The organism is Kitasatospora sp. NPDC089913 (assembly GCF_044748625.1).
Classification (GTDB): domain Bacteria; phylum Actinomycetota; class Actinomycetes; order Streptomycetales; family Streptomycetaceae; genus Kitasatospora.
Window position 1 is genome coordinate 13,119 of sequence record NZ_JBIVGI010000005.1, and the last position, 15,049, is coordinate 28,167.

The 15,049-nt window shown below is 74.0% G+C and carries 8 protein-coding genes and 1 pseudogene; all 9 read right to left on the reverse strand.

Translation table 11 applies throughout. The features are described 5' to 3' along the window. Positions 1-11: 11 nt before the first annotated feature. Positions 12-1,865 (reverse strand): acetolactate synthase large subunit, encoded by a 1,854-nt coding sequence (locus ACIPYS_RS09910; protein WP_093860428.1) that lies wholly within the window; start codon positions 1,863-1,865, stop codon positions 12-14. Between the two features lie 311 nt (positions 1,866-2,176). Next, positions 2,177-5,065 (reverse strand): putative bifunctional diguanylate cyclase/phosphodiesterase, encoded by a 2,889-nt coding sequence (locus ACIPYS_RS09915; protein WP_400745225.1) that lies wholly within the window; start codon positions 5,063-5,065, stop codon positions 2,177-2,179. Positions 5,066-5,726: 661 nt separating this feature from the next. Continuing rightward, complete coding sequence (locus tag ACIPYS_RS09920) at positions 5,727-8,762, reverse strand: helix-turn-helix transcriptional regulator (RefSeq protein ID WP_231978574.1); 3,036 nt, start codon at positions 8,760-8,762, stop codon at positions 5,727-5,729. 131 nt (positions 8,763-8,893) lie between these two features. Then, positions 8,894-9,055, reverse strand: coding sequence for a hypothetical protein (locus ACIPYS_RS09925; RefSeq protein ID WP_400745228.1), 162 nt, complete (start codon positions 9,053-9,055; stop codon positions 8,894-8,896). Between the two features lie 233 nt (positions 9,056-9,288). Beyond that, on the reverse strand, positions 9,289-10,797 hold the full coding sequence (gatB, locus tag ACIPYS_RS09930; protein WP_093860430.1) for an Asp-tRNA(Asn)/Glu-tRNA(Gln) amidotransferase subunit GatB: 1,509 nt from the start codon (positions 10,795-10,797) through the stop codon (positions 9,289-9,291). Positions 10,798-10,878: 81 nt separating this feature from the next. Continuing rightward, positions 10,879-11,139, reverse strand: coding sequence for a hypothetical protein (locus tag ACIPYS_RS09935; protein WP_369826134.1), 261 nt, complete (start codon positions 11,137-11,139; stop codon positions 10,879-10,881). Continuing rightward, positions 11,136-12,629: an Asp-tRNA(Asn)/Glu-tRNA(Gln) amidotransferase subunit GatA gene (gene gatA, locus ACIPYS_RS09940; RefSeq protein WP_400745231.1), complete on the reverse strand. Its 1,494-nt coding sequence runs from the start codon at positions 12,627-12,629 to the stop codon at positions 11,136-11,138. Before gatA ends, ACIPYS_RS09935 begins: the two co-directional genes overlap by 4 nt. A 3-nt stretch (positions 12,630-12,632) precedes the next feature. Further along, positions 12,633-12,929, reverse strand: a complete 297-nt coding sequence (gatC, locus tag ACIPYS_RS09945) for an Asp-tRNA(Asn)/Glu-tRNA(Gln) amidotransferase subunit GatC (protein ID WP_030302932.1) — start codon at positions 12,927-12,929, stop codon at positions 12,633-12,635. Between the two features lie 187 nt (positions 12,930-13,116). Next, a pseudogene (locus ACIPYS_RS09950) lies at positions 13,117-14,769 on the reverse strand (putative bifunctional diguanylate cyclase/phosphodiesterase); the annotation flags it as partial. Between the last annotated feature and the right edge of the window lie 280 nt (positions 14,770-15,049).

Below are 15,049 nucleotides of genomic sequence, written 5' to 3' on the forward strand. Positions count from 1 at the left end.
CCGGAAGGGGCTCAGTCGAGGTCGTCGCCGAAGTCGGGACGGACGCCGCGGGCGAACTGGATCTCGTCGTTGCTGGTGCCGGCCGCGACCATCGGCCAGACCATGGCGTCCTGGTGGACGATGAAGTCGATGACCACCGGGCGGTCGTCGATCTCCATCGCCTGCTTGATCACCGCGTCGAGGTCCTCGGGGCGCTCGCAGCGCAGACCGACGCAGCCCATCGCCTCGGCGAGCAGGACGAAGTCGGGGATCCGGGTGCCCTGGGCCGGCGGCTCGATGCCGTCGTGGCCCGGGCCGGCGTGCAGCACGGTGTTGGAGTAGCGCTGGTTGTAGAACAGCGTCTGCCACTGCCGGACCATGCCCAGCGAGCCGTTGTTGATGACCGCGACCTTGATCGGGATGTCGTTCAGGGCGCAGGTGACCAGCTCCTGGTTGGTCATCTGGAAGCAGCCGTCGCCGTCGATCGCCCAGACCGCGGCCTCCGGCCGGCCGGCCTTGGCGCCCATCGCGGCCGGCACCGCGTAGCCCATGGTCCCGGCGCCGCCGGAGTTGAGCCAGGTGCCCGGCTTCTCGAACCGGATGAACTGCGAGCTCCACATCTGGTGCTGGCCGACGCCCGCCGCGTAGACGGCGTCCGGGCCGACCAGCCGGCCGATCCGCTCGATCACCTGCTGCGGGGAGAGCTCGCCGCCGGGGGCGGGCTCGTAGCCGACCGGGTAGGTGGTCTTCCACTCGTCGAGCCGCTCCCACCAGTCGCCGTAGTCGCCCTTGTGGCCGGCGTCGAACTCGGCCTGGACGGCGACGATCAGGTCGGCCAGCACCTCGCGGGCGTCACCGACGATCGGCACGTCCGCCGGGCGGTTCTTGCCGATCTCGGCCGGGTCGATGTCCGCGTGGACGACCTTGGCGTACGGCGCGAAGCTGTCCAGCTTGCCGGTGACCCGGTCGTCGAAGCGGGCGCCGAGGGTGAAGAGCAGGTCGGCCTTCTGGAGCGCGGTGACGGCCGGGACGGAGCCGTGCATGCCGGGCATGCCCAGGTGCTGCGGGTGGCTGTCCGGGAAGGCGCCGAGCGCCATCAGGGTGGTGACGACCGGGGCGCCGGTCAGCTCGGCCAGGATGCGCAGCTCGGCCGTGGCGCCGGCCTTGACGACGCCGCCGCCGACGTACAGGACCGGGCGCTTGGCGGTGACCAGCATCTTGGCCGCTTCGCGGATCTGCTTGGCGTGCGGCTTGGTCACCGGGCGGTAGCCGGGCAGCGAGGTCTCGACCGGCCAGCGGAAGGTGGTGGTGGCCTGCAGGGCGTCCTTGGCGATGTCGACCAGGACCGGTCCGGGGCGGCCGGTGGCGGCGATGTGGAACGCCTCGGCGATCACCCGGGGGATCTCGGCCGGGTCGGTGACCAGGTAGTTGTGCTTGGTGATCGGCATCGTGATGCCGCAGATGTCGGCCTCCTGGAAGGCGTCCGTGCCGATCGCCTTGGAGGTGACCTGGCCGGTGATGGCGACGATCGGCACCGAGTCCATGTAGGCGTCGGCGATCGGGGTGACCAGGTTGGTCGCACCCGGACCGGAGGTCGCCATGCAGACGCCGACCCGGCCGGTGGCCTGCGCGTAGCCGGTGGCGGCGTGGCCGGCGCCCTGCTCGTGACGGACCAGGATGTGGCGCACCTTGGTGGAGTCCATCAGCGGGTCGTACGCGGGAAGGATGGCCCCGCCCGGGATACCGAAGACGGTGTCCGCACCGACGGCCTCCAGCGAGCGGATGAGCGACTGGGCGCCGGTCATGGTCTCGACGACGTGCTGAGGAGCGGGAGCGTGGGCGGCCGGGGTGTCCCCGCGGCGGGGGGATGCGGCGTGCTCGGTCATCTGCCTGTCTCTTCTCGGTTCTGGCCGGCCCGGTGGTTTGCGGGCCCCGGGGGGGTCGAGGGTGGGGTCCCGCTTGCGGGCCGATCGCCGGCTCTGCCCCAATCGTCCCTTTCGCGGGGCCACGGGGCCAGGGGTCTTGCGGTGGTGGAACAGCGTCGGTGCAACAAAAAACCCCTCGTGCCCAAGGGCATGCGAGGGGTGGCGCGTCGGTCTGTCACGAACGGGGCAGGGCCCGCTCAGCCGACGCGCCCGCCAAGTACGAGAATTCGGGTGCGCATGGCAACGACCTTCCTCCCGTCAAGGGTCGGCTGTCAAGCAGGTGGGACGGCCGTCTCGCCATGCGGACCGACTCCCGGGCCCGCCACGGCCGGGCGTTCAGGCAGGTCGGAGCCGTTGTGGTGGGGCACGGCACGCCCCGCGGCGGCCTCGCCGCGGCCACTCGTCCGGGTGTCCGCGGCCAGGAAGGCGCGCCGCGCGGGCAGCGGTCCGAGCGGCCTCGGCACCGGGTACGCACGGCGGGCCAGCTCGCGCCGGAGCCGGACCTCGTCCAGCGGCGCGGAGAACGCCGAACCCTGCACCTGGCGGCAGCCCAGCTCCTGCAGCACGGCCACCTGGCGCGGCAGGTCGACGCCCTCGGCGGCGGTGACCAGCCCGAGGTCCCGGCCGAGCCGCAGGGCGTGCCCGGCGAGCGTCCGGGCGAGCGCGGACTCGCCCAGGTCCTGGACCAGCGAGCGGTCCAGCTTGAGAGCGTCGAAGGGGAGCCGGACCAGTGTGCCGAGCGAGCCCCGGCCGGCTCCGAAGCCGGCCAGCGCGGTGCCGACGCCGAGCCGGCGCAGCGCGTCGAGCCGGCGCCCGAGCTCGTCCGCCAGGTCGTCCGGGCCGGTCCGGGCCACCTCGACGATCAGCTGGCCGCCGGGCAGTCCGCTGTCCCGCAGGGCCGCGACCACCGCCTCGTAGAGGCCGGGCGCGCAGAGCCGCTCGGCCGACAGCCGGACCGACACCGGGACCGGCGGCGGGACGGCGCGGCCCCGGGCGGGCACACCGCGGCGGAGCGCGGCGGCGGTCACCGCCTCGCGGACCAGCCAGCGGGAGAACCGCGCGGCGGCGTCGCCCGGCTCGGTGGAGCGCAGGAACTCGGCGGGGGTGAGCAGCAGACCCTGCGCGGAGCGCCAGCGGGCCTGCGCCTCGACGGCGGTGACCGCCCCGGTGCCGAGGTCCACCACGGGCTGGTGGAGCAGGGTGAAGCCGCCCTCGCGGACGGCCGCGCGGAGCCGTTCGTCCAGTTCGGTGCGGCGCTCCAGGTCGGCGCGCATGGCCGGGGTGTAGAGCATCACCCGGCCCTTGCCCTCGGACTTGGCGCGGTACATCGCGAGGTCGGCGTTGCGCATCAGCTCGTCGGCGGCGGCGCGCGGGTCGGCGGCCGGACCGCGTTCCGGGGTGCCGAAGGCGATCCCGATGCTGGCGGCGACGCTGAGTTCGCTGCCGCCGATCCAGTAGGGCTCGGAGAGCGCGGCGCGCAGCCGTTCGGCGAGCTCCTGGACCTGGAGCCGGCCGAGCGGGCCGCAGACCAGGGTGGCGAACTCGTCGCCGCCGAAGCGGGCCACGGTGTCCCCGCAGCGGACGGCGCCCTGGAGCCGGCGGGCGGCCTGGACCAGCAGTTCGTCGCCGACCTGGTGGCCGGCGGTGTCGTTGACCGCCTTGAAGCCGTCCAGGTCGAGGAAGAGCACGGCGACCCCGGAGCCCGCCTCGTCCTGCGGACCGCGGGCGGCCAGGGCGGCCCGCAGCCGCTGGGTGAACAGCGCCCGGTTGGGCAGGTCGGTGAGCGGGTCGTGGAACGCGTTGTGCTGCAACTGGGCCTGCAGCATCACCCGTTCGGTGACGTCCCGGCTGTTCAGGATCAGGCCGTCGCGGTACCGGTCGACGGTCGACTCGACGTGCAGCCACTCGCCGCCGCCGGAGCCGATCCGGCACTCCACCCGGGCCGCGGGCAGCGGCTCGGCGCCCGGGTCGCGGTGGGCGACCAGCCGCCCCCGGGCCAGGAAACGGCGGACCTCCAGCAGGACCCGGTCGACGTCCTCGGGGTGGATGAGGTCGAGCAGGTTGCCGCCGACGAGTTCCTCCGGGTCGCGCCCGTAGACGCCGAGCGCGGCCGGGGAGACGTAGGAGAGCACGCCGTTGGCGCCGGCGATCATGATGACGTCGCTGGAGCCCTGCACCAGGGAGCGGAAGTGCGCCTCCTTGTGGGCGAGCTCCTGGGCCAGCGAGAGGTTGTCGAGCAGCATGATGCCCTGGCGCAGGATCAGCGCTAGGCCGACGGTACAGGCCGCCGAGGCCACCACCCGGTCCAGCGAGCGCCCGCCGAGGGCGTTGTAGAGGATCCCGGCGGTGCAGACGGCGGCCGCGGCGTAGGGGGTGAGCGCACTGAAGGTGGTGGCGACCCGGCGGCGGGGCAGTCCGCCGAGCGCCGGGTGCTCGCGCAGCGGGCGGCGCCAGCGCGGGGACCACGGGGCCCAGGCCAGCAGCAGACTGCCGGCGAACCAGCCGGCGTCCAGCAGTTCGCCGGAGTGGTAACTGCTGCGCAGCTCGGGCGAGGTGAACAGGGCGTCGCAGAGCACGGTGACGGCGAGGCCGACCATGGCGGTGTGGACGGCGGCGCGGTTGCCGTCCCGGCCGCCGAAGCGCAGGCCGACGACCAGTGAGACGAGCAGGATGTCCAGCACCGGGTAGGCCAGGTTGAGGGCCAGCCGCATGGGGGAGCCGTCCTCGCCGGCGGCGGTCCGGCCGAGGGCGAGGCTCCAGCTGAGGGTGAACAGCGAGCCGGCCACCAGCCAGCCGTCCAGCAGCAGGCAGAGCCAGCCGGCGGCGGTGCGGGGGCGCTGGGCCAGCACCAGGACGCCGGTGATGGCCAGCGGGGCGAACAGCAGGAAGGCGTACTCGGCCAGCGAGTTGGGCGGCAGCTGGGTCCGCTCGACCAGCTCGTACCAGCCCCAGGTGCCGTTGCCGAAGGCGACCATGAGCGAGGACAGGCCGAACAGCAGCCAGGCCGGGCGGGCGTGGCCGCCCACCGTACAGCCGTAGGCGAGACAGGAGAGCGCGGCGGCGAGCGCGGCCGCCGCCAGGCCGAAGTCGCCCATGAAGACGGCGACCTGGCGCGAGCCCCAGCCGAGCGCGGCACCGAGGGCGTACGCGAGGCAGAGCACGCCGAGGACGGCGCCCGGCAGCTTGCGGCTGCAGAGCGCCCGCCGGAGCGGCCCCGGTCTCGTGCCGCCGCCGGCCGGGCGGTACGGGGGCGGCCCGCCCGCGCGGGCGCCGCGCGGGGGGCGACCCCGCCTCGGCGGACCCGGTCGCGGCGGACCCGGTCGCGGCGGACCGTCTGCGGGCAGGACGGCGTCCGGCGCCTGGGGCCGTCCGGCTCCGGGCAGCACCGCGTCGGTGGAGCTCACTCGGCCTCTCCCCCTCCGGCCCGGGGCCTCGCGCCCCGGTCACGGACCACCGGCCGCGCGCCAGGTGGCCGTGCGCGGTGGCCTGGCGCCCCGGCAGGGCGGTGACCCAGGGGGCGGGGGGCCTGCCGGCCGTCCCGCCACACCGATGTTCCCGTTCGGGACCCTACACCACTCCGGTCACGCAATGACACGCACACTCAACTTAGAGTAATGGCCCGGGGGTGGGGAATTGCGTCCGGTTCCGCCGAATCGGTCCGGTTGACAGGGGCGCGCACAAGGGGGCTCACGCAGCGCGCACAGGAGCACGCGGCAGCGCGCACAGGAGCACGCGGCAGCGCCCGCCGGGCACCGGCCGTCACGGCCGCGCCCGGGGCGGGCGGCGGACGGGAACGTCCGGGGGCGAGCGGCGGACGGGCCGTCAGCCGGCGGCCGGGGCGAGGTCCTCCGGGAACAGCCGCAGCCGGTGGGCCAGCGCGGCCGCCTCGCCCCGGCCGGCCACCGCGAGCTTGCCGAGGATGTTGGACACGTGCACGCTCGCGGTCTTCGGCGAGATGTACAGTTCCTCGGCGATCTGCCGGTTGGTGCGCCCCCGGGCGAGCAATCGGAGCACGTCCCGCTCACGGGGGGTGAGGCCGAGGGATCCACCGGCCGGCAGCGCCGGAGCGGGCGCCGGGCGGTCCGCGACGAGCGGGAGCCCGGCCCGTGCGGCCAGCGCGTCGATCTCGGCCCGCAGTCCGGCGTCGGACCGGGCGGACGCCAGTTCCCGGGCCTCGCGCAGGAGTTCGGCGCCGGACTCGCGGCGTCCGGCCAGCACCTCGGCCTCGCCGGCCCGCAGCAGCGCGGCCGCCAGCGGGTACGGCAGCCCGGTCGGGCGCAGCGCCGCGACCGCGACGGCCCACTGCTCCGGGGTGTCCGCCCCCTCGGCGCGGGCCAGTTCGGCCTCCAGCAGCCGGGCCCAGCCGTGGTGCAGCGGCACGGTCGGGGTCAGCCCGGCCGCCGTCGAGGCGATCCTGGCCAGCACCGCGGCCCGGCCCCGGTCGGCCTCGGGCAGGCCCCGGCTGTCCGCCTCGGCGGCGGCACCGTCCACCAGCAGCGGATAGAGGTCGGCGAGGTAACCGCAGCGGAGGTCCTCGTCCAGGGCGGCGATCAGCTCCGCGCGGGCGTCCAACGGGCGGCCGGCCCCGACCGCGACCCGCAGCGCCAGCCGCGCGATCGGGACGGAGTGCTGGAGCTGGCCGATCCGGTTGGCCGCCCTGGCCTGCGCCAGCATCGCGGCGGCGGTGGGCAGGTCGCCGCGGAGCAGGGCGAGTTCGCCGCGCATCCGGTCCAGGAACTCGGCGTGGGTGCCGGTCACACCGATCAGGTGGCACTCGGCGAGCACCTGCTCGGCCTCGTCGATCCGCCCGAGGTCCATCAGCGCCTCGGCGAGGTTCCCGGTCAGGATGGTGCCGATGTTGCGCTGGAGGCCGTTGCCCCGGGCCGACTCCAGGCCCTCCCGGGCGAGCGCCGCCGCCTCCTCGGCCCGGCCGAGCCCGCGCTGCATCGAGGACAGGTTGTTGATGCCGCGCAGCAGGACGTCGGGGGCGCCGATCCGCCGGGTGGCCTCGACCGCGGCGGTGAGCTGGGCGACCGCGGTCTCCGGGTCGGAGTCGAGGTCGTTGCGCAGCCCGCCGAGCGTCATCAGGGCGTGCTGCTCGACCGCGTCGGCGCCCACCTCGCGGGCGATCCGGACCGCCCGCTCGGCGAGTTCGACCAGCTCGGGCCGGGGGTTGGAGAGCATCCCGCTGCCGGCGCCGAGGGCGAACACCTCGGCCTGGACGGCGGACGGCGGCAGGTGCTCGACCAGCCGGTGCGCGTACGCGATCTCCTCCTCGTCGCCGGAGCGGCGCAGGTGGCCGAGCATCCGGGCCCGGTTGATCCGGAACCAGGCGGCGCGGGCCGGGTGCTCGGTCTCGTCGACCAGCTTGAGCGCCCGCTTGGCCAGGCTCAGCCCTCGCTCGCGGTCCCCGCTGCGACGGGCCGCGACCACCGCCTCGGCCAGCACGTCGATCAGGCAGAGCCGGTCGCAGTGCTCGTCGTGCCGCTCCACGTCGCAGGAGCAGGGCGGGTAGGTCTCGGCCCAGTCGTGCGGGCGCAGGGTGTCCGCCAGCACGTCCTCCGGGACCTCGTCCCAGAGCTCCAGGGCCCGTTCCAGCATCCGGAGCTGCTCGGCGAAGGCGTTGCGGCGGCGGGCGGCCCTGGCGGCCTCCAGGGCGGTCGGCAGGGCCCGGGCCGGGTGGTGCGCGTGGTACCAGTAGTTGGCCAGCCGGGCGGGGCGCACGTCGGAGCCGACCAGGTGCGGATCGGCCTCCAGCGCGGCGGCGAAGCGCCGGTTGATCCGGTGCCGCTCGCCCGGCAGCAGGTCGTCCGAGACCGCCTCGCGGACCAGCGCGTGCCGGAACCGGTAGCCGTCGCCGTCGGTGTCCGGGCGCAGGATGTTGGCGCCGACCGCGACCCGGAGCGAGTCGATCAGCTCCTCCTCGTCCTCCAGGACGGCGGCGAGCAGGGCGTGCTCGACGTAGGAGCCGCCCTCGGCGGCGATCCGCAGCACCCGCTGGGTCTGCTCGTCCAGCGCCTCGACCCGGACCAGCAGCATGTCCCGGAGCGAGTCGGTGAGCCCGGCCGAGCAGCCCTCGCGGAAGGCGGTGGCGAGTTCCTCGACGAAGAAGGGGTTGCCCTCGGAGCGGCGGTGGATCCGGTCGACCAGCTCCCGGTCCGGGGCGGCGGTGCCGAGGATGCCGGCCAGCTGCGCGGCCACCTCGCCGGGCCCGAACCGCTCCAGTTCGGCCCGCTGCACGGTGCGCAGCCGCTCCAGCTCGGCCAGGAACGGCCGCAGCGGGTGGCGGCGGTGCAGGTCGTCGCTGCGGTAGGTGGCGACCAGCAGCACCCGGGACCGGTGCAGGGTGCGGACCAGGTAGGCCAGCAGCTCCCGGGTGGAGCGGTCGGACCAGTGGAGGTCCTCGACGGCGAGCACGAGGGTACGGTCCGTGCCGAGCCGTTCGAACAACCTTGCGGTGTGCTCGAACAGCCGGGCTCGTCCGTACTCGTCGTTGGGTTCGCCGTCGGCCTCGCCGAAGTCCGGCAGCAGCCGGGCGAGGTGGCCCTCCATCCCGGCCGCGGCCGCCTCCAGTTCGGCGCCCAGGCTCCGGTGCAGCCGGCGCAGCGCGGTGGCCAGCGGCGCGTAGGGCAGCCCCTCGGCGCCGATCTCCAGGCAGCCGCCGACGGTGGTGACGACGCCGTCCAGGCAGGCCTGGCGGAGGAACTCCTCCAGCAGCCGGGTCTTGCCGACGCCGGCCTCGCCGCCGATCAGCACGGTCTGCGGCCGGCCGTCCCCGGCCCGGCGCACGGCATCCAGCAGGACGGTGAGTTCCGGATCGCGGCCGACGAAGACGGGACTCACCGATATCTGCTGCATGGAGGCGAGCATGCCACAGAGGTCGGCCGCGCTCCGAGGGGTTATCCCGCCCCCCGGACGCCCGGAAGGGGAGGCGCACCCCCGTGTCGCCTCCCCTTCCGGTCCCTGCTCGGCACCTCGGTGCCGGTCCGTCAGCATTCGCGCGGACGGACGGCGCGCCGCTGGAAGCGGAAGCCGACGTTCGGGCGCCGGCCGGTGCGCTTGCCGCCCTTCGCCTCGCGGACCAGACGCTCGTGCTGGGCCAGGGCCCGGAGTTCCAGTTCCTGCTGCTTGATGAGCTCGTACTCGATCACGGTGTTTCCCCTCGTGGGTTCCGGTGTCTCTCTCGTTCTGAGGTAAAGATTCCTCTCCCAGGGGGGTGGGCCGCATCGGCAGCCTGCCGGATGTTCCGGGCCCCGGCCGCCTTAGGCCGGGGGTCCCGGGTACGGCAGAGGCCCGGCCCCACCCCCCCGTGGAGGGTAAGACCGGGCCTCAGGGCTCTAAGCAGCCCTTAGAGCGCCTTAGACGCCTAAGACGCCTTGGAAACTCAGGCAGAAACGCCCAGCTTCTCCAGGATCAGATCCTTGACCCGGGCCGCGTCGGCCTGACCGCGGGTGGTCTTCATGACCGCGCCGACCAGTGCGCCGACCGCGGCGACCTTGCCGTCGCGGATCTTGGCGGCGATCGCCTCGTTCTCGGCGATGGCCTGGTCCACGGCGGCACCGAGCGCGGAGTCGTCCGAGACCACGGCCAGGCCGCGCTGCTCGACGACCGCGTCCGGCTCGCCCTCGCCGGCCAGCACGGCCTCGATGACCTGGCGGGCCAGCTTGTCGTTCAGCTTGCCCTCGGCGACCAGCGCGGCGACCCGGGCGACCTGCGCCGGGGTGATCGGCTGCTCGGCCAGCTCGGTGCCGGTCTCGTTGGCCCGACGGGCCAGCTCGCCCATCCACCACTTGCGGGCCTGGTCGGCCGGGGCGCCGGCGGCGATGGTCTCCTGGATCGGCTCGACGGCGCCGGCGTTCAGCACCGACTGCATGTCCTTGTCGGTCAGGCCCCACTCGGCCTGCAGCCGGGCCCGGCGCACCCGGGGCAGCTCGGGCAGCGCGGCCCGCAGCTCTTCCACCCAGGCGCGGGCCGGCGCGATCGGCACCAGGTCCGGCTCCGGGAAGTACCGGTAGTCCTCGGCGTTGTCCTTGATCCGGCCGGCGGTGGTGCTGCCGTCCTCCTCGTGGAAGTGCCGGGTCTCCTGGACGATCGTGCCGCCGTCGGTCAGCACCGTGGCGTGCCGCTGGATCTCGAACCGGGCGGCCCGCTCCACGCTGCGCAGCGAGTTGACGTTCTTGGTCTCCGAGCGGGTGCCGAAGGTCTCGGTGCCGTTCGGACGCAGCGACAGGTTGACGTCGCAGCGCATCTGGCCCTTGTCCATCCGGGCCTCGGAGACGCCCAGCGAACGGATGACCTCGCGCAGCTCGGCGACGTACGCGCGGGCGACCTCGGGGGCGCGCTCGCCGGCGCCCTCGATCGGCTTGGTGACGATCTCGATCAGCGGGATGCCGGCCCGGTTGTAGTCCAGCAGCGAGTGGGTCGCGCCGTGGATCCGGCCGGTCGCGCCGCCGACGTGGCTGGACTTGCCGGTGTCCTCCTCCATGTGGGCGCGCTCGATCTCCACCCGGAAGGTCGAGCCGTCCTCCAGCTGCACGTCGAGGTAGCCGTTGAAGGCGATCGGCTCGTCGTACTGCGAGGTCTGGAAGTTCTTCGGCATGTCCGGGTAGAAGTAGTTCTTCCGCGCGAACCGGCACCACTCGGCGATCTCGCAGTTCAGCGCCAGGCCGATCTTGACCGCCGACTCCACGCCGACCGCGTTGACGACCGGCAGCGAGCCCGGCAGGCCCAGACAGGTCGGGCAGACCTGGCTGTTCGGCTCGGCACCCAGCTCGGTCGAGCAACCGCAGAACATCTTGGTCTTGGTGCCCAGCTCGACGTGGACCTCCAGGCCCATCACCGGGTCGAACGACGCGAGCGCGTCCTCGTAGGAGACCAGGTTCTTGACGCTCACAGCGTCCCCTTCACTAAAAAGTCTTCGGTGGTGCGGGCCCGGCCTGCACCTCGGGTGCAGGCCGGGGCCTCACGGGCTGGGTCAGCCCAGCAGGACGTCGTCGTCGCCGAGGCGACGCAGCTCACGGACCAGCAGGGCGGTGCCGGTGACCAGGGCGGCGGCGCCGACCAGGGCGTTGACCAGCTTGAGGGTGTCGCTCTCGCCGCGGGCCTTGCGGACGTCCTTGACGATGGAGACCGCGCCGAAGGCGCTGGTGCCGATGGACAGCCAGAGCCCGGGCTTGGAGTGCTTCCACCCCTTCAGCGATGCCGACTGCGCCTTGGCGTTCTCGATCTTGCTCACAGTGCCGGTGCCTCCTCCAGCAGGGTGTGCCCCCACTTGTCGTTGAGTGCGGCCTCGACGGCGCCGCCCACGCGGTACAGGCGGTCGTCCGCCATCGCGGGTGCGATGATCTGCAGGCCGACCGGGAGATTGTCCTCCGGGGCCAGGCCGACCGGCAGCGACATGGCCGCGTTGCCCGCAAGGTTGGACGGAATCGTGCAGAGGTCGGCCAGATACATCGCCATCGGGTCGTCGGCACGCTCGCCGATCGGGAAGGCGGTGGTCGGCGTGGTCGGCGAGACCAGCACCTCCACGCCCGCGAAGGCGGCGTCGAAGTCGCGGGAGATCAGCGTCCGCACCTTCTGGGCCGAGCCGTAGTAGGCGTCGTAGTAGCCCGAGGACAGCGCGTAGGTGCCCAGGATGATGCGGCGCTTCACCTCGGGGCCGAAACCGGCCTCGCGGGTCAGCGCGGTGACCTCCTCGGCCGAGCGGGAACCGTCGTCGCCGACCCGCAGGCCGTAGCGCATCGCGTCGAAGCGGGCCAGGTTGGACGAGGCCTCGCTCGGGGCGATCAGGTAGTACGCCGGCAGCGCCAGGGTGAAGGACGGGCAGGAGACCTCGACGACCTCGGCGCCCAGCTCGCGCAGCAGCTCCACGGACTCCTGGAAGCGCTGCATCACGCCGTCCTGGTAGCCCTCGCCGGAGAACTCCTTCACCACGCCGATCCGCATGCCGCGCACGTCGCGCAGCTTCGCGGCCTCGACCACGGCCGGGACCGGGGCGTCGATCGAGGTGGAGTCCAGCGGGTCGTGACCGGCGATCGCCTCGTGCAGCAGCGCCGCGTCCAGCACGGTGCGGGCGCACGGGCCGCCCTGGTCCAGGCTGCTGGAGAAGGCCACCAGGCCGTAGCGCGACACCGAGCCGTAGGTCGGCTTCACGCCGACGGTGCCGGTGACGGCGCCGGGCTGGCGGATCGAGCCGCCGGTGTCGGTGCCGATCGCGAGCGGCGCCTCGAAGGCGGCCAGCGCGGCGGCCGAACCGCCGCCGGAGCCGCCGGGGATCCGGGAGAGGTCCCACGGGTTGCCGGTCGGGCCGTAGGCGGAGTTCTCGGTGGAGGAGCCCATCGCGAACTCGTCCATGTTGGTCTTGCCGAGGATCACCACACCGGCGTCCTTGAGACGCGTGGTCAGGGTGGCGTCGTACGGCGGGATCCAGCCCTCGAGGATCTTCGAACCGCAGGTGGTCGGCACGCCCTTGGTGGTGAAGACGTCCTTCAGCGCCAGCGGGACGCCGGCCAGCGGGCCCAGCTCCTCGCCCTTGGCGCGCTTCTCGTCGACGGCCCGGGCGGCACTCAGCGCGCCCTCGGTGTCGACGTGCAGGAAGGCGTTGACCTTCTTGTCGACGGCCCCGATGCGGTCCAGGTGCGCCTGGGCCACCTCGACGGCGGACACCTCGCCCTTGGCGACGGCGGCGGCGGTCTCGGCCGCGGTGTAACGGATGAGCTCGGTCATCGGTCAGTCCTCCCCGAGGATCTGGGGCACACGGAAACGCTGCTCCTCGGCGGCCGGGGCCCCGGCCAGTGCCTGGTCCGGGGTGAGCGACGGCCGGACCTCGTCCGCGCGCATGACGTTGGTCAGCGGCAGCGGGTGGGAGGTGGGCGGGACGTCCTGTCCGGCGACCTCGGAAACGCGGGCGACCGCGCCGATGATCACGTCCAGCTGCTCGGCGAAGTGGTCCAACTCTTCGGCCTGCAACTCAAGACGCGACAGCCGAGCGAGGTGGGCGACCTCCTCGCGCGTGATGCCAGGCATGCAGCGATCCTCAGGGTGAGTTCTGGTGAGGCCCGGATCCGCCTTCCGGCGGCGCCGGGCCCGGGCCGGAAGCGGCCGGTCCGGCGCTCCCGTCCTCGTGGTCTGTGGTCCCCATCCTATGGGGCACGGTGCCACCACCGGCCAACGACCGGCGGCGGGGGCCGGTCACCCTCGCCGCGCGGCACCCTCACTGCGGGCGGGTCGGCGCCCAACTCTGCTGCTTGGGCGCCTGGATCTCCAGCTTCGCCGCCTGCGCCGCCTGGATCACCGGCGGCAGGACGGGCTGGATCGCGGGCGGCAGCCGGTCGGCGCCGGAGCCGAGCCGTTCCACCGGCGGGGCGCCGGTGCGGTGCACCCGCAGCCAGGCGGTGGCCTGCTCGGCCGGCAGCGCCGCCGACACCAGCCAGCCCTGCACCGCGTCCACGCCCATGCAGTTCAGCCGCTCCCAGGTCTCGTCGTCCTCGACCCCCTCGGCGACCACGGTCAGGCCGAGCGAGTGGGCCAGCTCGACCGAGCAGCGGACCACCGCCGCGTCGTGGTCGTCGGTGGCCATCCGGGAGACGAAGGAGCGGTCGATCTTCAGCTCGCCGACCGGCAGGCTGCGCAGCCGCACCAGCGAGGAGTGGCCGGTCCCGAAGTCGTCCAGGGACATCCCGACCCCGTAGCCGCGCAGCTCCGCCAGGGTGTCGGCGGCCCGGCGGGAGTCGTCCAGCAGCAGCCGCTCGGTGATCTCCAGCTGGAGCGCGTGGGCGGGCACCTGGTGGCGGACGAGGTGGCCGGCGACCCGCTGGGCGAAGCCGGGGTTGAGCACGTCGCGCGGCGAGACGTTCACCGCGACCTGGACCTGGAGGCCCTGCTCGCGCCACTGGGCGAGCTGACCGACGGCGGCCTCCAGCACGTAGTCGGTCAGCCGGGGCATCAGCCCGCTGGACTCGGCGAGGCCCACGAACTCGTCCGGGGAGACCCGGCCCTGGCCGGGGCGCTCCCAGCGCAGCAGCGCCTCCAGGCCGACCACCCGGCCGTCGAAGGCCACCTTGGGCTGATAGTGCAGCTGGACCTCGCCGGTCTCCAGGGCCCGCCGCAGGTCGCCCAGCAGTCCGATCCGGTACGGGGTGTCGGCGTCCTGGGCCTCGTCGTACTGCTCGACCGAGGTGCGGCCGCGCTGCGCGTGCCCCATCGCCACATCGGCGCGGCGCAGCAGCGACTCGGCGTCCTGGGCGTGCTGGGGGAAGACGCAGACGCCCGCGCTGGCCTCCAGCACCAGCAGCAGTCCGTCCAGGCGGATCGGGGCGGCGAGTTCGGCGATCAGCGCCTTGGCCACCTTCTCCAGCGAGTCCGGGCAGCCGATGCCGGGCAGCAGGACGGCGAACTCGTCGCCGCCCATCCGGGCCACCATCGGGCGGCCGCGGTAGTGCCGGGGGAGCCCGGCGAAGACGTCGTCGATGGACTCGCGGGTGGCGCTGCCGGCGGCCCCGCCGGAGCGCAGCGCCCGGTGCAGCCGGCGGGCGATGTGGACGAGCAGCCGGTCGCCGGCGGTATGACCGAGGGTGTCGTTGAGCGACCGGAAGCGATCGAGGTCGAGCAGGATCAGTCCGACGCTGTAACCCTCGGTGTGCTCGGCGATCGACTCCTGGGCGGCGAGGAGTAACGCCTGGCGGTTGGGCAGATCGGTCAGCGGGTCGGTGAGCTGGTCGCGCGCCCGGTCGCGGGCGATCCGCCAGGCCGCGACCAGGACGGCCAGCGGCACCGCGAAGAGTGGCAGCAGCTCCGCCTCGTAGCGGTAGACCAGCACGGCCAGCGGGATGAGCGGCGCGGCGCCGGCCAGCAGCACGCCGAGCAGCAGGACCGCTCCCGCCACCCCCTGCGGCGGGCGTGTGGGCGCACCGCCGGTCGTACGATCCATAAGCCCAGTCCTCCGTCGGGCCCGCCCCGTCAGGCCGCCTAGCGGTGAGGCACCGCACCGGTGCCGGCAGCCTGCCAGGCATGGATCGGCCCCGCGGAGTCCGGCTCGGCCGGTACCCCCACCCCTGCTGACACTCTGTTGCGCTCCAGGGTATGCGCGGCTTCACCCGACGGGCAGACTTTCGGACAACCGGACATACGCCACCGCGCTGGGTGCC

Bases quoted from the DNA above. Each gene is read 5' to 3' on its own strand.
- gatC (WP_030302932.1), bottom strand. From the start codon at position 12,929: ATGCCTGGCATCACGCGCGAGGAGGTCGCCCACCTCGCTCGGCTGTCG.
- ACIPYS_RS09910 (WP_093860428.1), bottom strand. From the start codon at position 1,865: ATGACCGAGCACGCCGCATCCCCCCGCCGCGGGGACACCCCGGCCGCC.
- gatA (WP_400745231.1), bottom strand. From the start codon at position 12,629: ATGACCGAGCTCATCCGTTACACCGCGGCCGAGACCGCCGCCGCCGTC.
- ACIPYS_RS09920 (WP_231978574.1), bottom strand. From the start codon at position 8,762: ATGCAGCAGATATCGGTGAGTCCCGTCTTCGTCGGCCGCGATCCGGAA.